At 37.2% G+C, this 19,325-nt stretch carries 16 protein-coding genes and 1 pseudogene; 2 read left to right on the top strand and 15 right to left on the bottom strand.

From position 1 onward, the window contains the following. Positions 1-153 precede the first annotated feature (153 nt). The 9 genes from A5819_RS05200 to A5819_RS05240 form a co-directional block, all read right to left on the bottom strand. Positions 154-1,827 carry a peptide ABC transporter substrate-binding protein gene (locus A5819_RS05200; protein WP_086277391.1) on the bottom strand — a complete coding sequence of 558 codons (1,674 nt, stop codon included), beginning with the start codon at positions 1,825-1,827 and terminating at the stop codon, positions 154-156. Positions 1,828-2,019: 192 nt separating this feature from the next. After that, the gene (gene msrB / locus A5819_RS05205; protein WP_086277392.1) at positions 2,020-2,457 is read right to left on the bottom strand and encodes a peptide-methionine (R)-S-oxide reductase MsrB; all 438 of its coding nucleotides are present in this window, start codon (positions 2,455-2,457) and stop codon (positions 2,020-2,022) included. Positions 2,458-2,556: 99 nt separating this feature from the next. After that, positions 2,557-3,051 carry an acyl-CoA thioesterase gene (locus tag A5819_RS05210; RefSeq protein ID WP_086277393.1) on the bottom strand — a complete coding sequence of 165 codons (495 nt, stop codon included), beginning with the start codon at positions 3,049-3,051 and terminating at the stop codon, positions 2,557-2,559. 24 nt (positions 3,052-3,075) lie between these two features. Then, positions 3,076-3,636, bottom strand: a complete 561-nt coding sequence (locus A5819_RS05215; RefSeq protein WP_086277394.1) for a nucleoside triphosphate pyrophosphatase — start codon at positions 3,634-3,636, stop codon at positions 3,076-3,078. A gap of 25 nt (positions 3,637-3,661) precedes the next feature. Next, complete coding sequence (gene mutL, locus A5819_RS05220) at positions 3,662-5,743, bottom strand: DNA mismatch repair endonuclease MutL (RefSeq protein ID WP_086277395.1); 2,082 nt, start codon at positions 5,741-5,743, stop codon at positions 3,662-3,664. Positions 5,744-5,781: 38 nt separating this feature from the next. Next, complete coding sequence (mutS, locus tag A5819_RS05225) at positions 5,782-8,349, bottom strand: DNA mismatch repair protein MutS (protein ID WP_086277396.1); 2,568 nt, start codon at positions 8,347-8,349, stop codon at positions 5,782-5,784. Between the two features lie 2 nt (positions 8,350-8,351). Beyond that, complete coding sequence (locus tag A5819_RS05230; protein ID WP_086277397.1) at positions 8,352-8,720, bottom strand: RicAFT regulatory complex protein RicA family protein; 369 nt, start codon at positions 8,718-8,720, stop codon at positions 8,352-8,354. Positions 8,721-9,145: 425 nt separating this feature from the next. Next, positions 9,146-9,943 (bottom strand): TIGR00282 family metallophosphoesterase, encoded by a 798-nt coding sequence (locus A5819_RS05235; protein ID WP_086277398.1) that lies wholly within the window; start codon positions 9,941-9,943, stop codon positions 9,146-9,148. 118 nt (positions 9,944-10,061) lie between these two features. Further along, positions 10,062-10,964 carry a helix-turn-helix domain-containing protein gene (locus A5819_RS05240; protein ID WP_086277399.1) on the bottom strand — a complete coding sequence of 301 codons (903 nt, stop codon included), beginning with the start codon at positions 10,962-10,964 and terminating at the stop codon, positions 10,062-10,064. Between the two features lie 432 nt (positions 10,965-11,396). Between A5819_RS05240 and A5819_RS05245 the strand changes: the two genes are divergently transcribed. After that, positions 11,397-11,582, top strand: a complete 186-nt coding sequence (locus A5819_RS05245) for a helix-turn-helix transcriptional regulator (RefSeq protein ID WP_086279653.1) — start codon at positions 11,397-11,399, stop codon at positions 11,580-11,582. 116 nt (positions 11,583-11,698) lie between these two features. On the opposite strand, the gene A5819_RS05250 is transcribed toward A5819_RS05245, so the two are convergent. Beyond that, positions 11,699-12,289: a family 1 glycosylhydrolase gene (locus A5819_RS05250; RefSeq protein ID WP_176271363.1), complete on the bottom strand. Its 591-nt coding sequence runs from the start codon at positions 12,287-12,289 to the stop codon at positions 11,699-11,701. Between A5819_RS05250 and A5819_RS20065 the strand changes: the two genes are divergently transcribed. Then, the gene (locus A5819_RS20065) at positions 12,218-12,454 is read left to right on the top strand and encodes a PTS sugar transporter subunit IIA (protein ID WP_369596902.1); all 237 of its coding nucleotides are present in this window, start codon (positions 12,218-12,220) and stop codon (positions 12,452-12,454) included. The two genes, A5819_RS05250 and A5819_RS20065, sit on opposite strands and share 72 nt — an antisense overlap. Positions 12,455-12,516: 62 nt before the next feature. On the opposite strand, the pseudogene A5819_RS18910 reads toward A5819_RS20065, so the two are convergent. The 5 genes and pseudogenes from A5819_RS18910 to A5819_RS05270 all read right to left on the bottom strand — a co-directional run. Next, positions 12,517-12,685, bottom strand: a pseudogene (locus A5819_RS18910) (cell filamentation protein Fic); the annotation flags it as partial. A 72-nt stretch (positions 12,686-12,757) separates the two neighbouring features. Next, complete coding sequence (locus A5819_RS05255; RefSeq protein ID WP_139843282.1) at positions 12,758-16,540, bottom strand: SpaA isopeptide-forming pilin-related protein; 3,783 nt, start codon at positions 16,538-16,540, stop codon at positions 12,758-12,760. 118 nt (positions 16,541-16,658) lie between these two features. Then, positions 16,659-17,285 carry a hypothetical protein gene (locus tag A5819_RS05260; RefSeq protein ID WP_086277402.1) on the bottom strand — a complete coding sequence of 209 codons (627 nt, stop codon included), beginning with the start codon at positions 17,283-17,285 and terminating at the stop codon, positions 16,659-16,661. Further along, a complete protein-coding gene (locus A5819_RS05265) occupies positions 17,215-18,378 on the bottom strand; it encodes a DUF916 and DUF3324 domain-containing protein (protein ID WP_086277403.1) in 1,164 nt (387 codons plus the stop codon). The genes A5819_RS05260 and A5819_RS05265 overlap by 71 nt, the downstream gene beginning before the upstream one ends. Before the next feature lie 72 nt (positions 18,379-18,450). After that, positions 18,451-19,269, bottom strand: coding sequence for a WxL domain-containing protein (locus A5819_RS05270; RefSeq protein WP_086277404.1), 819 nt, complete (start codon positions 19,267-19,269; stop codon positions 18,451-18,453). Positions 19,270-19,325: the final 56 nt, after the last annotated feature.

The raw sequence follows: 19,325 nt of genomic DNA on the forward strand, positions 1-19,325 counted from the left end.
TTCACCTTTCTTGCTAGCGTTGTTTTTGCTTTACACGCACATACGTTTCTATTTTAGCACAGATTCAGGAAAATCAGTAGTTAGAAAAAAAGCACCTGCTTAAATAAAAAAAGCCAGTACGAATTGGTTTAAAATTCATACTGGTTCATTTTATTATTCAGTAATATACGTCCACTTATAATCATAACGTGCGCCAGCTCCGTGAGCAATCACACCTTTGACTTTTGAACTGCGCATATGTGCTTCTGCTTTTTGATAGACTGGAGCAACACCCATATCGTCCATCAATAGCTTCTCAGCATCTACAATATCTGTCCAGCGTTTTTCTGGATCTGCGGCATTTTTACTGCCTGAATCTTTAACTAGTTGATCATATTTTTCATTTGAGTAACGTCCTCTATTGTATGATCCACCTGTTAGGAATAGATCAGTAAAACTACTTGGATCGGCATAATCAGCCCCCCAACCGCCCATGATCACTTCAAAGTCGCCATTTTTACCACGATCTAAACGAACAGCAAACGGTACATTAGTAACTGTCACATCCACGCCATCTAATGTCTCTTTGACTGCCCCTTGGATATACTCTAATATTTTTTTCGTAGAATCGGTATCGTCACCGACAATATCAAATTTGAATGAATCGATGCCCAATTCTTTTTTCGCCTTTTCCCAATATTCTTTTGCTTTTTTAGTGTCATGAGTCAACACGTTTTTATTTTCATCAGCAAAGTCTTTATTGCCTTCTGGTGAAAATGACATGCCCGCTGGAACTAGCCCTGTAGAAGCAACTGAGCCATCTCCTAAAATCCGGTCAACCAACGCATCACGGTCGATTGAATAAGAGATTGCTTTTCTTAAATTCGCATTGCGATAAGGTGATTTTTCATCCCTTTGATTAAATTCTAGATAAGATGTTCGCGCATCTTTTTCAATCACAAGTTCTGGATCATCGGCCATTTGTTTCGCTAATTCACCACTTAAAATCACATCATCAACTTGTCCATCTTGGAAAAGATTCAACGAGGTCGGTGCTTCTTTGACTACCTTTACTTCGATCTTATCTAACTGAACTGTCTCTTTGTCCCAATATTGGTCATTCTTTGTATAAGACCACTCCGTATCCGTTCCTGCACCGTCAAAATCAGTCAATGTAAATGGACCATTATAGACAGAGGCTTCACTTGTTGCGGCATAATCTTTGCCTTTTTCGTCTACGATTTTTTTATTTTGCGGGAAAAATGATGGAAATGCTAATAGATAATCAAAATAAGGTGTTTCTTGCTCTAATGTTACTTCTAATTCGTAATCACTGATTGCTTTGATTCCTAATTCATCTAATGGTTTTTTACCGTCTGAAACATCCGCTCCGTTTTTAACCAAGGCAAACATGTAAGCATATTCAGCTGCTGTTTTAGGATCTGCTGTCCGCTGCCAGCCATAAACGTAGTCTGCGGCTACAACAGGATCGCCGTTTGACCATTTAGCGTCTTCTCTTAGCTTGAAGGTATAGGTTAAGCCATCATCGCTTTTTTTCGCCATTTCAGCTGCACCTGCAGCATGTGGTTTACTTTTCGCATCTAATCGGTACAAGCCTTCATAAATATTATTAAAGGCTGAAAAACTGATGGTATTTGTTCCTAATGATAAATCGGCTGTTGGCATTTCTTGTTGCACGACTAATCGAAAAAGCTGTTCCCCACTCGCTTTTTTGCTGTCGCTACTACTATCTGTCGAACCAGTCTTACCGCCGCCACCACAAGCCGCTAATACCAGTGTCGACAACATCATAACACTGATTAATTTCGTCATATTTTTCTTTTTCATTTTTTTCTCCTCAATAAATAATAATTCTCTTTCCGAATTTTAATTTTCTGAATATTCTTATATTACTAGATACAAATCTAAAATGCAATCTTTTTGTATAATCTAAAAATAACATCTATACAGAAATCGAAGCGCTAACAAAAAAAGAGTGAGACAAACCTAATCTTTAGTTTTGTCTCACTCTCCTTATTCTTATTTAAATAAAGCTTTATATTCTCCGTAGCCAGCTTTTTCTAACTCTGCTACTGGAATAAACCGCAAAGCTGCCGCATTGATACAATAACGTAACCCACCTTGATCTGTAGGTCCATCTGTAAAGACGTGTCCTAGGTGAGAGTCTGCTTCTTTACTACGCACTTCAACTCGATGCATTCCTAAAGAAAAATCGCTATGCTCTACTACATCTTGTTTTTCAATTGGTTTCGTAAATGCTGGCCAACCGCACCCTGCATCATATTTATCTGTTGAACTAAAGAGAGGTTCGCCACTAACGATATCGACATAAATGCCTTCTTGATAGAAATCGTCATATTTACCAGTGAAAGGTCGCTCTGTCGCATTTTCTTGGGTTACTGCATATTCGATATCAGATAACTGCTCTTTCAACTCTTCTTTTGATGGTTTTTCCATGACAAATCACACCCTTACTTTTTTAGTTAGTCTTATCATAGCATCATTGCGAAAAAAACACTCATTTTCTGTTTAGAAAATGAGTGTTTAAGCCTTAAATTAATTCCAAGGAATGGTCAAATCGACGTTTTGAGCAAGATCAAGACTTCCTTGTCGTTTTGCTTGTCTAACTTGTTTTCTCGCTTCGTAACCTTGGCAGATAAAGTGTTCTTCTTTTGTCTCAGGTTCGATGTTTTCAGGTAAACTGGCTCCTTTAGGTACAACAAAGGTCATAAAGCAAGTACCTGCTAAATAACGTTCACCCGTAAATAAGTCTTCTCCGATCACTTTAGCAAATATTTCCATTGAACGTGTGCCGACACCAGACACATAGGCATCGATACAGACAGAGTGGCTGGCTTTTAACGGCGCTAGAAAGTCTAAGTGATCCACAGAAGCGGTCACGATTGCGGCTCTTGATACTCGAACAGCAGCGATGCCTGCCGTTTCATCTAACCACGCCATCAATTGACCGCCAAATAACGTTTTATGAAAATTCAAATGAGGATAGGTGATCATATGTGTTTGGATCGCTCTTGTTTGGGAACATTTCATTGATTTTTTCCTTCTTTCCTTGTTCTAGCACTGATCAAAAGACGGCAGCATACGATAAAGAGTAGCGATTGGAAGGCCCATGATCGAATAGTAATCCCCTTGGATACTTTTTACTAACAGGGCTCCTTGTTCTTGGATTCCATATGCGCCTGCTTTGTCTTCATACTCTTTTGTATCTAAATAACGATTGATTTCTTCATCTGTCAAATCATAAAATTCAACTGTTGCTGGAACCGTTGCAGAAGATTCTTGATCATCTTTCATCAAGACAACACTGGTGTACACTTTATGTGTTCTACCACTCAGTTGTCTCAACATCCGAAAGCCATCTTCTCTAGAAGTGGGTTTTCCCAATATTTCATTATCGATCGTGACGATCGTATCAGAACCGATCACTAGATCATTTGGATACTGTTTTGCAATATGAGCTGCTTTTTGCGCCGCCATCGTCAAAACATAATCCATTGGCGTAAAATAACTTTTTACATCTTCATCAATATCAGCCGGTACTACTTCAAAATCAGAAATGATGCGACTTAATAACTCATGTCTACGCGGCGATTGAGAGGCCAGGATAACTGCCATTAGGATAAAACCTTCTTCCCTATTTTTAATGTGGATCTTGAATTCGTTTAAACATTTTTTCCATATCTGAGTTAGTAAAGTGGATCAAAACAGGGCGTCCATGAGGGCAATTGAACGGATTTTCACACGTTTCTAAATCCTTCAGCAACACTCGAGCCTGTTGTTCATTCAGATAATGATTGGCTTTGATCGACCGTTTACAGCTCATCATAATTGCGGTGGCTTCACGGAATTTTTTCACGCTAACAGATCCAGTCGTTAAAAACATGTCAATCATTTCCCGAATGATCGATTCTTCTTCTCCTGCTGGATACCATGTTGGATGAGATCGAACAATGAAACTGTTTTGACCGAAATCCTCTAAGTGAATCCCGACTTCTGCCAATGTTTCTTTTTGTTCTTTGATCTTTAACGCATCACTATTAGGATAATCAATCACGATCGGTACCAATAATTCTTGTAAATCATTGGTAACTTCACCGATTTTTTCTCTAAAATACTCATATTTGATTCGCTCTTGAGCGGCGTGTTGATCAATGATATACAGGCCGTCTTTACTTTGAGCAAACAAGTATGTGCCATGCATTTGACCAAAGTATTCTAGTTCTGGAAAACGTTCTTTAGGACGTTCATCTGATAACTTGTTCAGCATTTTATTTAAGTCATTTTTAGCCTCAGTCTCTGAAAAATCAAACTCTGGATGATGGCTCAATTCTTCTTCATAGACTTGTTCATCTACGTTTGCCGCTTCCTCACTTGATGAAACAGTCTCCTCTGATGTCTGAGATAGCGCTTGCTGATCACTATCAGGAAAGGAAGCTTGCTCCTCAGGTGAACTAAATGCGTAGGCCAACAAAGCCTCTCGCTCAGAGTCTTCTTTCGTTTGTGGTTCGGGTGTTTGTGCCCAACTGTTGACTGGTTTTTGTGTTGAAAATTCTGCCGTTGTCTCTTTAACAAAGAAATTACCGCTAGCTGCATCATATCCTAAACTACTAGGTTTCCGATTCGGTTTAGCCGGTGCTTCTGGTTCTGTTAGCGGAATCTCCATTTGTTCGACCTTTGGCTGCATTTCAACTTTCTTTTTAAAGCGCAAATTGTCTGCCGCATTGGGGATCAGTTGCTCATGACTCAATACTTCACGAATCGCTGTACTGATCAAGGTCATCAGCTCTTTCTCCTTACTTAAACGAACTTCTTGCTTGGTTGGATGAACATTGACATCGACTAACAGCGGATCCATCTCGATCTCTACTACCGCTAATGGGAAACGACCCACCATCAATTTAGAGCCATAACCATCAACGATTGATTTATTCAAAGCAAAGTTTTTGATGTAACGGCCATTAATGATCGTTGATAAATAGTTACGACTCGCTCTAGTAACTTCCGGTAAAGAAACATACCCCGTCAATTTAAAGTCTAAATCTTTCGCTTCGATTTTCAGCATTTTTTTAGCCGTACTGATGCCATAGATACCTGCGATTGTTTGTTTCAAATCACCATTGCCAGCTGTATTCATCATCTTATTGCCGTCATGTACCAAACGAAAAGCAATCTTTGGATGGCTCAGGGCTAAACGATTAACAATATCGCCCACATTGGCTAATTCGGTTTGGATCGTTTTAACATATTTTAAACGCGCAGGCGTATTGAAAAACAGGTTTGAAACGGTGATTTTTGTGCCTTTTCTTAGCGCTGCTGGACGATGTTCTTCGATCGTTCCGCCTTTCATTTGTACAAGGCTACCTTCTTCTTCATCTGAGACAGCCGTTTCAACGCTGATTTCCGATACAGAAGCAATACTGGGCAAGGCTTCACCGCGAAAGCCTAAGCTACGGATCCGAAATAGATCATCTCGGGTATGAATTTTACTTGTTGCATGTCGTTTAAAGGCATTTAAGATGTCCTCTTTAGCGATTCCTTCACCATTATCAATGACTTGAATCGTCTTCAAGCCAGCTTCCTCAATGAAAATGTCAATTTGCGTACTGCCAGCATCAATGGCGTTTTCAACAAGTTCTTTAACTACAGATGCCGGACGTTCTACTACTTCACCCGCAGCGATCTGATTGGCAAGCTGTTCAGATAGTTCTTGGATTTTTCCCATTTAGGATCATCTCCTTGTTCCATTTTCCACTCTGGAATTTAGATTCTTTTTTGTAGTTCGTGTAATTTATTTAAAGCGTCCATTGGTGTCATCTCTAATAAGTTGATTTTCTTTAACGTATCGATCACACTTAATTCATCGGTGGATACTTCTTTAAAGAGGGATAATTGTTCTGTATCTTCTTTGATTTCATCTTTGTATTCAATCTGTTTTAGGGGTTGTTCTTCTGACTCTAAAGCAGAAAGGATCGTTGCTGCACGTTCTAATAAATCGCTTGGTAATCCGGCGATTTTCGCTACATGGATCCCATAACTTTTATCTGCTGGACCTTCCATCATTTTATGTAGGAAGACAACTTCGCCATTTTTTTCCACAGCCCCGACATGAATATTTTTTAATCCGGTTAGGTTTTCATCTAACACGGTTAGTTCATGATAGTGAGTAGAGAACAGTGTTTTGGCTTTGACTTCTCGGTGGATATATTCGATGATTGCTTGGGCTAATGCCATTCCATCATAAGTTGCCGTCCCACGTCCCAACTCATCGAATAAAATCAAACTGTTTGGGGTAGCGTGACGTAATGCTTGATTGGCTTCCATCATTTCTACCATAAAGGTACTTTGGCCTGCAATCAAGTCATCTGATGCGCCAATTCTGGTAAATATTTGGTCAAAAATCGGTAACTCAGCTGATTCAGCTGGTACAAAACAACCAATTTGAGCCATTACTACAGTTAACGCAAGTTGACGCATATAGGTACTTTTACCTGACATATTTGGTCCAGTGATCAATAGAATGATGTCTTCTTTACTCATATGCACACTATTTGGAATATATTCTTGGTGGCCTAAAACCTTCTCCACAACGGGGTGCCGCCCTTCCACAATATGCAATTCTTTGCTATTGCTTTTTAAAGTTGGACGCACATATTGGTATCGTTCACTGACGGTAGCAAAGGCTTGTAACACATCAACGGCACTGATCGTTTTCGCTAATTTTTGCAGTCGTTCGATGTTCGCTTTGACTTGTTCACGTACCTCTAGAAATAGTTGATATTCTAGATCAACTGATTTTTCTTCTGCTTCTAAGATCAGGGTTTCCATCTCTTTTAGTTCTGGTGTGATAAAGCGCTCTGCATTTGCTAAAGTTTGCTTACGTTCGTATTTGCCTTCTGCTAAGTTGGCTAAATTAGATTTTGTGACTTCGATATAATAACCAAATACACGGTTAAACCCAACTTTTAGGGTTTTGATGCCTGTTTCTTGGCGTTCTTTGGCTTCTAATTCAGCTAGCCACTGTTTGCCATGACGCATCGCATCGCGGTATTCATCTAATTTTTTATTGTAATTATCTTTAATGATATTTCCTTCAGTAATCGCAAGGGGTGCTTCTTCGTTGATTGCTTGACTGATCAGTTCAACAACATCCTCTGCTGGATTTAAATCAAGTAACAGATCATTCCATTCTCCTTGGTTGATGCCAACAATCAATTCACGAACCAATGGAACTTGTTCTAAGGATGTTCTTAGTTGGATCAAATCACGTCCATTAACATTTCCAAATGCGACACGGCCAGCTAAACGTTCTAAATCATATACTTTTGTCAGTCTAGACTGTAGATCGACACGCTCAAAGTAGGCATTTAATAATGATTGAACCATCGCTTGGCGTGTTTGGATTTGTTTTTCTTGGATCAAGGGACGATCCAGCCATTGTTTTAACAAACGTCCGCCCATTGCGGTTTTTGTTTCGTCCAACAACCATAATAATGTTCCTTTTTTCAAACCAGTCCGAATCGATTGTGTCAATTCCAAGTTGAATTTAGAATAGTGATCCATTTTTAAGAAATGGTCTGGTTGGTACTCGACAGCTTTTTGAATGTGTGATAATCCGCGTTTTTGCGTTACCGTTAAATAAGTCAATAATTTCCCGGTTACTTCGACTTCTAGCGGATGTGTCAGCTCGCTGGTTAAAAAGCTGAACTCGGCATTTTCTTCTGCTTGTTTTTGTTCAGAAAAAATAATATTCAAACGGTCTTTCAACGTTTGTTGTAATGTTTCTGCTAATGGACTACCTAGCACGATTTCTTTAGTTTGTAGTGCTGAGGCTTCATTGATCACAGCATCTTCATCGCTTAAGACCGCCGTTTTCAATTCTCCCGTACTTAAATCGACATAGGCTAAGCCAAAGACGCCATTTTCTTCTACGATAGCCGTTAAATAGTTGTTGTCTTTTGCATCTAAGCCTTTACTAGTCATAACCGTTCCTGGAGTGATCAGCTGTACAACTTCACGTTTGACCATACCTTTGGTTGTTTTAGGATCTTCTACTTGTTCACAAATCGCTACTTTATAGCCTTTTTCTATCAATGTATCAATATAGCCTTGAGCGGCATGGTGGGGAATACCACACATTGGGATCGGATCATCCGCATTGCGATTACGGCTCGTCAAGGTCAATTCTAACAACTGTGAGGCATTGATCGCATCTTCGTAAAACATTTCATAAAAGTCGCCTAATCGGTAAAATAGAAAAGCGTCCTGATATTGTTCTTTGATTGCTAAATATTGTTCCATCATTGGTGTGTTCTTCGTTTTTTGAGGCATTATTACCCTTCCTTTTCTAGCTCTTCATTGATTCTATACTGGATCATGTCTGTGACATGTTGTAAAAGGTCGTTGGCTTCCATCAGTTGTTCTCGATAAGCGACAACTAAGGGATGTTCATCGAATTCTTTCGTTAGTGCGTCTGCTCGCTGGATTGCAGCTTTCTCCGCTTCTGGTTTATCATAATGCGCAAATTGAACAGCATCTTTTTGTGCAGCTTTGATTTGTTCAACTAAATCTGTCAGTTTCTCATTTTTTTGAACTTTAGCTTCTAATTCTTTATAACGCTGAATCAATTCGTCCTCACCAAGTAAGGCTAATAATTTGGTTAATTCTTCGTTGATTTTTTTATCTGTAATGGATGGCTCCATGTTTTCACACCTTTATTTTAGGGTAGATTTTGTTGGAAAATGAGTCTACTTATTTTAACATAATTCCAGCAAAATCAACAGTTTACGTAAAATAAAACAGCAGGCCTTCTTTTATAATATACGGAAAAAAACGGAAACTGCAGAAAAAAAGAGGCAACCATTTTTTTAGGTTCCCTCTTTTTTCTAAAGAATAGCTCTATTCTTCATTTTTCTTTAATTCGGCTACTTGTTTTTCTAATGCTTTGATTTTTTGTTGTCTTTTTCTATATAGATATACTGCAAGAAGTAACATCAGGACAATCAAGAACAGAACGAGATATAGAAAAATTTATGTCTTATGTCTAGAATATCAAGAACTAAACAAAAAAACGGAAGTATTGAACTCTTATCGCCAGAGTTCAATACTTCTGTCTTTTTAAATAAATCTATTCTTCAAATGGTCGATCTTCACTGATCTGGATCGGTTCTATTTTTTTAGCTTGACCTGTTTGATCATCGATATCAATGACACAAGCAGATAGTAAACTTCTTCCTTCTTCAACAACTTCAAAACGTTTTGGTAAGGCTGTGATAAATTTTTCTATGATCGGTTCCCGCTTCATACCTAATATGCCATCATATGGTCCAGTCATACCAACATCACTTAAAAAGGCCGTTCCTGCTGGCAAAATTCGTGCATCATTGGTCTGAACATGTGTATGAGTCCCTACAACAGCGCTGACTTTACCATCTAAAAACCAGCCCATTGCTTGTTTTTCACTGGTAGTTTCGCCATGAAAATCAACAAAAATCAACGGCGTCCGCTTGCGTGCTTCAGCAATCAATTCTTCTGCTTTACGAAAAGGATCGTCGATATCTGCCATAAAAACACGGGCCTGCATATTGATTACAGCCAACTCAAGCTGGTTGACCTTCACAAACACCATTCCTTGTCCTGGTGTCCCTTGCGGAAAGTTAGCTGGTCGGATCATTTTTTTCGCATCATCGATAAACTCAAAGATCTCTTTATTATCCCAAGTGTGATTACCTAGTGTGACAACATCCGCACCATCTTGTAAAAACTTCTTGTAGATCTTCCCAGTGATCCCTCTACCTGCTGCCGCATTCTCGCCATTAAGAATCGTTACTTGGGGACGATATTTTTTCTTTAGTTTTGGTAAATAGGTGGTGATTGTATCGCGACCTAGAGATCCTACTACATCTCCTATAAATAATATACGCAAAAATCTTCCTCTTCTCTTTTGATTTCTGTTTTTATTATAGAGGTTTTTGGGGTGGAAGGGAAGAGGTGGAGATATGCTGAGGGTTTACCTGTAACTGGAAGTAAAAAAAATTGATCATTTAATTATGTTTTACAAAAATAACTGGAAAATCTTTTTTATCGATGTGTTCGTCCATGCCAGCTAAAACTAGTTTGACATCGGTACTAATTTGATCTGCTAAATCAATATCACCTATATCTTTTAGTAAATGTATATACTCTTGAATTCTCTGTATATATTGATAATCACCGATATTTACATAATCTAATAAATTTTCTAAATACTTTAAATGTGTTTGATAATGAAAATCTTTTCGCTCTTTATCATTTTTCTTAGCTAAATAAATATATTTTCTTGCAAGATAATACTCTTTTTCGTAAATCCTAGATGTTATTGCATTCAAAAGAATATAATAAAAAGAATCGTTAACCTTTATAGTTTGTTGTACTTCAGTAAGAAAAATTTTTTGTATAAGTACATCTGCTTTTTCTTTTTTAAAGAATTTCATCGCATTTCTAATAATTATGTAGTCATAGTGCTGATAATCCTTTTTACCACTCATCAAAGAGTAGATATTTTCTAATTCCTCTAACTTTACTTCGTCAATCTCATCCCATAATTGAGAAAAATAACATTGTATAGCAAAATAATTGGATAGTTCTCTTAAATTCTTATTTTTGTTTGAAAGTTCTTTAAAATAATTAACTAACTCCTGTTTGGCAATTTCATCTTGCAAGTTCTGAACACAATACAAGTACAGAGTTTTAAACTCTTGTTGCTCTATATCTAACGGAGCCATAGCAAAAACTTCTTCTGGTAAAAGTGATAATACATTAATTATTTTTTTCAAGTCTGTTATTTTGAGTTCCTGTTTTCCATTTTCAATTCTAGAATAAACAGAAGGATCAAAATTAGTTAAAATTTCTTTCTGCGTGAAATCCATTTGTTTTCTAAATAACTTCAAAACTTCATGTATTTCCATTATTTCCTATCCTTCCAAAGGTTATTTCAGCATAAAATATTTATTTCAAGACAAAGACAGCATTATTCCATGCTTTTTTAACAATTAGTTCAATAATAAGTTTATAAAGCCTTTAATATCTGATATTATTATAAGTATCTAGTTGTTAGCTAATAGAAATTGAAGTGTAATTACTCAATACTATTTAACTTTTGATTCCTAGACAAAAAAACTCCTAGCAATCATAAAACTTGGGGAAGTTATTCATGCTAGAAGTCATTGATAAAAGGAATGCTTTCCATTCATCTGTAGCTCACCGCTAAGTATTAAATATAATTCACAAAGTTAGAATTAGTATATATTTTTAATCAAAATTGCTAATAAATGTTGCGTGCGTTATTTTTTTACTATCATAATCACAAAAGAAAGAGGCTATCATTTATGAAAAAACCGATCAAAAACAATTTGCAAGAAACCCGTAGCAACAGTAGTATGACCCAAGAAGAGCTTGCCGATAAGGTCGATGTTTCGATTCAAACGATTCAAAGTATTGAAAAAGGAAAATATAAACCTTCTGACTCGTTGGCACTTAACATTGCGCGCTCACTAGGTAAAGAGGTTACTGAAATTTTTTCTTAACTCACTAAGAGTTTAGACCTTCTACTGGTAACAGACAGACAATATTCAAAAAAGATCAGATTCCATCTTAGCTAGAATCTGATCTACCTTCACTTTTATTTTTTTACGCTCTAAAGTTACAACCTTTTTCCATTTCCCCTAATAACTCCCTGATACCAATAAAAACTATCTTTTTTATACCTAGTCAATTCTCTGACATCGGTATCCGTTCGATCTACATAAACAAACCCATACCGCTTTCTAAAGCCACTAGTTGTACTGATCAAATCAATAAAAGACCATGGGTAAAAACCAAAAACCTCTACACCATCCTGAACAATGGCTAAATGAACCTGTTCAAGATGCTTCTTTAAATAATCAATGCGATAGTCGTCACGAATTTGGTGTTTCTCGTTTAGTGTATCGATTGCTCCTAAGCCATTTTCTGTGATGATCAACGGCATTTCATAACGCTGATAAATCCGATTTAATGTAATCCACAACCCTTCTGGATCGATTTCCCAATCCCAGTCATTTCTTTCTAAATATGGATTACTACAACCTTTATAGATTCCTTCAATCACTTCTTTTTCAGTCGAACCTACTTCACCCGCTTTATTGATCACTAATTCTTTAGCACGGTCTTGTTCAGTCACGTGCTCCACCGTTTTACTATCATAATAATTGAGCCCGATAAAATCACATTTTCCTGCTTTGATCTGGTCCAAATCGTGGTGATGATTGCGATAAATCAGTCGGAGCGAAAGGAGTTTCGGAAAATTTTTAACTTGATTATTGAATCGTTGGATAATAAGGAAACGATCGATGCACTGTTACAAGCCGATTCTTATGAGGAATTTGTGAGTTGCTTGGTGGATTCGTTTCGATTTTAACCATTAAAAACTTCCTGAAAAAAACACTTAATCTGAGCGTTTTTTTCAGGAAGGCTTTTTTATTATAGATCTTCTGTACTATATTCAGTATAGCCTTCATAGTAATAACTAATATCGATTCCCTTCATAATAGACCTCTCGATCATCCACTGCAGCAGTCAACGCATTTTTGATCAAATAACGTATTTCCAAATCATTTACTGGACTACTTAACTCTCTAGCAAACATATATAAAAATAACCTAAGATTTGCTTACTAAATCTTAGGCTACTTCTTATTGATATTTACTTTCAACTAAGTGATTCAGGGCTCCTGAATAATCTCCCAAGTAACTTCCCCTGTATAGTCATCAGCTAATGTCCCTTTAGCTGGTACTTCCAGTTTAAAGCCTCGGTTTTCACTTCCCGCTGTATCTAAAATGAAATTGAAATCTTTCTTCCCTTTATCGTTAGCATCTTGTTTATTATTCACTAATTCTCCGCCAGATCCATTCAAAACAACATCCGTTGCACCATTTCGGTAAATCAAACGGGCATCTTTTAGCACTTTATTTTCTTGTGTCGTAAATTCTTTCGATAAGAAAGCATTTAAGCGAATATTGCCTCGCGTCTTGCCATTTTTTGTTGTAGCAGAGGTCGTAATTTGGCGACTATCTCTAAATCCTACTTCAAAATCATCTGTATTAGCATAAGAAAGCACTTGCTCAAAGGGTGTGACGAAGCCTGTTTCAAAGGTTAAAAGTTCAGGAACTTTTAACGAAATCAGTCCTTCATATTTATAATAGACTGTTTCACTATCATATGGAATCGTCAATGCTTCCTCTGATCCATCCATTTTTCCTTTATCAAAGGTCAAAAAGCGATAATCTAGGTTTTCTAGCGCTAACGCATCAAGTTGATCTGTGATTGCTTTTTGCTCTTTTAAATTAACGATAGTACCGTTACCGCCTTTGATCGTTATCGGATCGATCGTTTCTATATCCGTTCCATCTTGATAGGTAAAATGAACGTTGATTTTCCCTTCTTTAACGTAGGGAATCGTCAGTTTGTTTTCACTGGTTGGCGTCAAAGTGATTTCCTTACCTGGATCTTTATAATCCTGATTGGACACATAGCCCTCTGGCGGACTGATTTCTTTCAAGGTATAGTTTGTAACGACATATTCTTTTAGAAGAATTTGACCGTTTGCATTTGATGTTAGCGTATCTTTTACCTTTCCATCTTTATCGATGATCTCGTATGTTGCATCAGCTAACGGTTTATTGGTCACAGAATCGATCATAGTGATCGTCATATCTTTTAAGATCAGATTTCCACCGCCACCTGCGCCAGAGTTATCGATATCAAATTTCCCCGACCAATTATTGTTTAAATAACTTTGTGTTGTTGTAGAGCCGCGATAGTCAATAAACGGATGACTTGAATTTCCTCCTGTGTAACTTTTCGAGCCACTTGTGGTGAAATTAAAATTCAATTTTACGATCAAGCCATTTTTCAACTGATCATCATTGATAGTGACAGCCCACGCTGAATAACCACCACCACTCACTGAAATAGTTGAGGCTGGTAAAGGATTACCTTCTCCATCCGTAACTTCTCTTAAGCTGGAAAGTTCTTTCGAATCGTTTGACGGGACAATATTGGCAAGGTCGATTTTTGTCCCTTTAATCAATGCAAAACCGTTGTTTTTATTGACCACCAAGGTTCCTTCAGCAATATTAGCATACGTCTCACTTGTTTTTAGTGTAAAACTTTTTGCTAAATTGTTATTAAAATAAAATCTGGTAGACGTTGTATCGACTGGGTCAAAGCTATCATTTGTTTGACTGATTTTTGCATAATCACCCGCAGCATTATAATAATTATTTTTGCCTAAAGTAAAACTAACGATGATTGCTTGCGTTAATTTTTTGTTTTTCACGCGAATTTGATTCTCTTCGATACTTATTTCAGGATATTCCTCACTGTCAGAAGTGATTTCTTCATCTGGCAGTAGATTGGTATAATCTGTTGTAGAAAATTTTTTGACCTTGTTTACTGTAAACTTTCTATCTAAAACCGAAACATCCATACTTTTATAATTGATAACGACCTCATTATTCGTAAGATCGGCTCCTGATGGATTTATCAGTAATTTCACTTGGTTCACAGGTTGTTCTTTAACTTTTTCAGCCAGAGTATACATGCCATTTTTTCCTAGTACAAATGGTGAATTCGTAAAAAGATAACTCGGGATATAAGCATATCCAACTGTTAGAAATTCTTTTTCTGTTGACGAAGCAAAAATGAACTTCGGTGTGATTGTATTTGTCGCTCGGGAATCTTTTGGATTGATTGTTTTAAGATCAACGCCTGTTTCATACGTTACTGTGAGCTTTTCTTTGACTTCTTTTAAAAACTTGATTTCAAAATGGTCTGAAGAATCGACCAATTCATAATCGGTTCCTTCAACTAACTCTTTTTTCACACCATTTTTTCCAAATTCCACAGAGCTGATTTTCAAATTTTTCAAGGTCCCTGCTTTTACACCATCACCAAATGTATCTGTTATTTTCGTGATTTTTTGATAAAGAGAATTGATCGTTGCCGTCCAAGCGATGCTATTTTTTTCCGTGTTGAATGTCCCGCTTTTCATGTTGGCAGCTTGACCTTTAAAGGCTGTCGTACCGTTTGTTTCGTATCCATTTCCAGAAAGAATATATTTACTATTGTACGATGGTGTAACCGTCTCATCTATTCCAGTATAGATATCTAAGCCTAACGTACCTGTCGTATCTTCACCTAAGTAAGTTAGTGTTACCTCACCAAATACATCACTCGTGATTTTCCAGTTACTGATTGCTTTTTTAGTCCCTTCGACAATGGAGCCATTGGCATTGAATGTGACGTTATATTCTTGAGCTAATTTTGTATCGACCGCCACCAATGCTGGATCCTTATCATTTGTCAGAATGAATGTATCCCCTTTTTTTAGTTGCTGATTTGTTCCATTGATGTAGATCGGTGTTTTAACGAGTCTTTCATTTTCTTTGACATTGGTATCTGCAACAATTGTCCCTAACCCCAAATAACCTAATTCCACTACAAAGAAGTTAACTGAAAACCGGCTGTAACTGATAAAATTATCAGTAGTTGTTCCTGGATAAACAATAAATGTCATCCAGGATGCTACTGTCCCTCTTTTCCCGTTAGAAATAGGATTAAAACCAGTGTAATCAAAATTCATTTCCCCCTCTGAAACTTCTAATGCTTCATGGAATTTCTCTTTAAACTTAATTTGGCTCAACTCATTTGTTTTTTCAATCACATCAAAATCTTCATTGACCTTTAATTCTTTTTTTTCACCTATGCGCGTTCCATCAATCATTGTTTCATACGTATAGAATTTAAATGATGAAAGGTCTTGTGTTGCATTAACATAACCGTCGCTCCAACCACTTGGCATTAATTTTTTTGAGAAACTGACTTGAAGATTATTTTTTGATAAATCTACACGGGCGTAGTTGACGTCCATTGCACCATAAGCACCGCCACTTGTAGGCATCAATGTTGTTTCATTCTTCTCTTTGTCAAAAGTCTTTCCATAAAGATATTGTGTGCTGGTTTTCTCATATAGATGAAAGATATAATTTGTTGGCGTTTGTGTTTCAAAAGGCATGGTTTGTTTGGAATTTAGTTTGCTATCAAATTTGATACGTGTGACTAAATCCAATTTATATTCTGCCGATTGAACATCCTTTATCATCGTTAAGGCCAATTTTCTTGTTGCTGGATCAATGCGATAAGTCGCTGTATCACTCAAGCCACCTTCAATAACCTGCGTGTAGGTGAAGCCTTCTGGTAATGTTGTTTCAAACGTATCGCCTGTTTTATAATTTTTATTCGTGAATTTGAACGTCATTGTGACTTTGACTTCCGAATCATTTTTGAGGTAATCTTCTTGCTCTAACACTCGACTTTTTTCACTTGGAACGATGATTTTCGCTTCTTGAAAAATATTATCTGTGATTGCTCTGGTTGGTTGTACTTCTTGCGCTTGGAGCTTATTTTTAGAACTTAAAGAAGTGGCGATAAATATACCTATCACTAAACTAACCCCTAAAATAAGCAAAGAGAGAATATACTTTTTTCTTTTCATAAGCCGTGAAATAGAACACTATTTCAACTGTTCACTCCTCTCGTTTCGTCCGATGTTCAACAACACTCTATGTTTTGTTTTCATTTTTGTACTTAAATTCAATCCGTTCAGTAGAAAAATAACTGCTATTTAGGTACAACTTTTCTTTCTGTTTCGTCCAATGAATATTTTCTAACGTCATATGTACGACTTTATTCAAATTAGAACCTGGCTGAATTTGTTTGATTCCTTTTTTTGTGTACTGCAAGGTAAGCTCTTTTTCAGTTTGATCAGAAACTGTGTATAGATCGGACTTTTTTTCCAATGTATTGATTTCCTCTTTAGAAAAGTTCACTTTCGCTATTTTAGCGAATAATTTTACTTGTTTCCCATCATATTTATTGACCCCTGCGGCCGTCCATTTTCCTGTAAACACAAGCGTAAACCCTTTTGTTTTTTTGTAATCCGCAATAGCTAATTCCCACATATTTCCTTGGCTTGTTAGCCGCATGGCTTGATCGGTCGATACCCAGTTGCCGCTGATTTTATTGGCAAATGGATAACAGATATACCCTGCAATACCACCGCTTATTAGAAGCATAAGTAGTAAGGTCAGAACAAGGTAGAAAGAAAAAGGCTTTTGCTTATCTTCGTTTATGGTTTCCTGAACTTGGGGAAGATCGTTTATCGGTTGTTCGTTGTTTTCGTTTGTCATGTTCTTTTCCTTTTTTTTGCTTTTTTTGACGTGCTCGTCTTGCTTGTTCTTTTCGTTTTTTCTTCTTTTTGGATAAAATGACCAATAGAATAATAAGAACAATAACAAGTAAAATGAAGATTCCCCCGCCAATCAAGATATAGAGCAAATAGTCCTTCTCAAGATCCACTGCTTGTTCATTCAGCTCGTTTGCTTCTTTTGCACTGATGACAAATTCTTGATCGAATTGCCATTCTTGTCCTGTATCTTCTGATTTTGCTTTGACTTTGGCAACATAGGTACCTGCTGAAAAGGGTTGATTCTCCCAGTTAATCGGAACATTATAGTTAGTGTTTGGCGCTACTCGATAGCCTTTTACCTTTGTTTCATGCAAAGGTGTGTTGTCTCCTTTTTTACTGACAGCAGCATCATAGGAGACGTTATCGATAATCGTTGCTGTGGGATTTTGCAGATTTACTTTCACTGTATTGCGCCCTGCAACTTGGGAGGCAAAGACTTTTTTGAGTGCTAAATCGGATTTTGGCAGATCATCTGATTCTCTTAATTGGATGGCTACTGAATACGCAAAATTATTAGAAATGTTGAAGCCTTTTTTTGTTTCTTCGGTTTTCTTTTCTCCTGCATCGGCACTTGTCACACGAATTGCACCAAGAATTAGCCCTTCAAAAGGCTCACTGGGGATATCTAATGTTACTTTCGTAACGGTCGTGCCTTTTGCCGGAATGCTGACCGTTTGTTCTGAGGTCGCAATACTTGATAAAGGATATTTTAAAGAAGAATCTTTATTGGTTTCATCTTCTGTATAGACAAATGAACCGCCATCTCCTGTATAGGCTGGGTTGATGTTGATGTTGACTGTAGCGTCTTTGTCCCCTTGGTTATAGAGTTGAAAAGAGAGTTCCTGTTTTTCTCCCGGGTTCACTTTTAAATCATAATAGCCTGCATCTTTTGTCACTTGATTGTCTGGTAAAATAGCTTTGACGGAAATGGGAATTTCTTCTCCATACGCTGGAGAAAATGGTATTAGGATCAGCAAAGCTAAACATAAAAAGACTCGTCTGCTCCAGCTCATCGATTGTTTTAGTAGAGTCATACATTTTTCCTTTCTAACAAAATTGGAAAAAAGTTCCTAAAAATGGAACTTTCCACCAATAAAAACTGGGTTTTACGGTCCGACCGTTAGAGTCCAATTTAATTTAGCTCCATATGCTTTAGCTTGTACCCCATCGCTTTGTGGAACATTTAGTTTTACATCTGTATTTTTGTCTGTTAACGCTGGTGAATCTACTTTTCCGTAGTTTGATTCGTCATAATCTTTTTGGAAGACAACTGAACTGATGGTTCCGTTTGTTGTTGTTTGATCAGTCTTTCCAGCTTTAGATGTTAGTACAGCGATACTACCAGTTGTATCCACACCTTTGACAGGAACTTGAACAGTACCATCACTCGGGATTGTCAGTCCTGTCACAACATCGGTCACATTTCCAGTTTGAACATTATTGGTCAAGGTTTGGTTGTACAAATTGACTCTAGATGCTTTCAAAGCATGTCCTCCTGTTTCTTTAAACAGCGCTTCTTGTTCCACTGTCACAGCCCATGCCGTTCCTTGCACACCAGAAACATCGCCGACTTGTACAAAGTGAGGAATAGCATATTTGGTCGTATCGCCTGTTTTTTGATAATGTTCATAAATAGCATCATAATTTTTTGTATCGACACTTGTTTCGTTACTACCAAAATCAAAGTCTGGGACATGCATCAATTGAATATTTTCAACGGTTACCCGTTCATTATTGCCATCAACGATATCGATTTTTTCATCTGTACCAGGTTTGATTGTATTGATATCACCAGATTGAGGTACAAATGACGCTTTTCCATCTGTTTTTACTGCTCCTGTTTCGGCAAAAGCTGGTGTTGCTAAGCTTAAAATCCCCGCTGTTACTAAGCTCAATCCTAAAATTCTTTTTATAGTTGGTTTCATTTTTTCGCTCCTTGTCTTTGTTGCTGATAAGATGTTTTTTTATTTAATGATTCGCT

The sequence above is a fragment of the Enterococcus sp. 7E2_DIV0204 genome (assembly GCF_002140855.1).
GTDB lineage: Bacteria > Bacillota > Bacilli > Lactobacillales > Enterococcaceae > Enterococcus_L > Enterococcus_L lemimoniae.

What these genes read in the sequence shown, in the direction of transcription:
- A5819_RS05270 (WP_086277404.1), bottom strand. Translation starts at nt 19,269, where the DNA reads ATGAAACCAACTATAAAAAGAATTTTAGGATTGAGCTTAGTAACAGCG.
- A5819_RS05230 (WP_086277397.1), bottom strand. Translation starts at nt 8,720, where the DNA reads ATGGAGCCATCCATTACAGATAAAAAAATCAACGAAGAATTAACCAAA.
- mutL (WP_086277395.1), bottom strand. Translation starts at nt 5,743, where the DNA reads ATGGGAAAAATCCAAGAACTATCTGAACAGCTTGCCAATCAGATCGCT.
- A5819_RS05240 (WP_086277399.1), bottom strand. Translation starts at nt 10,964, where the DNA reads ATGGAAATACATGAAGTTTTGAAGTTATTTAGAAAACAAATGGATTTC.
- A5819_RS05215 (WP_086277394.1), bottom strand. Translation starts at nt 3,636, where the DNA reads ATGGCAGTTATCCTGGCCTCTCAATCGCCGCGTAGACATGAGTTATTA.
- A5819_RS05210 (WP_086277393.1), bottom strand. Translation starts at nt 3,051, where the DNA reads ATGAAATGTTCCCAAACAAGAGCGATCCAAACACATATGATCACCTAT.
- A5819_RS05265 (WP_086277403.1), bottom strand. Translation starts at nt 18,378, where the DNA reads ATGACTCTACTAAAACAATCGATGAGCTGGAGCAGACGAGTCTTTTTA.
- A5819_RS05260 (WP_086277402.1), bottom strand. Translation starts at nt 17,285, where the DNA reads ATGACAAACGAAAACAACGAACAACCGATAAACGATCTTCCCCAAGTT.
- A5819_RS05200 (WP_086277391.1), bottom strand. Translation starts at nt 1,827, where the DNA reads ATGAAAAAGAAAAATATGACGAAATTAATCAGTGTTATGATGTTGTCG.
- msrB (WP_086277392.1), bottom strand. Translation starts at nt 2,457, where the DNA reads ATGGAAAAACCATCAAAAGAAGAGTTGAAAGAGCAGTTATCTGATATC.
- mutS (WP_086277396.1), bottom strand. Translation starts at nt 8,349, where the DNA reads ATGCCTCAAAAAACGAAGAACACACCAATGATGGAACAATATTTAGCA.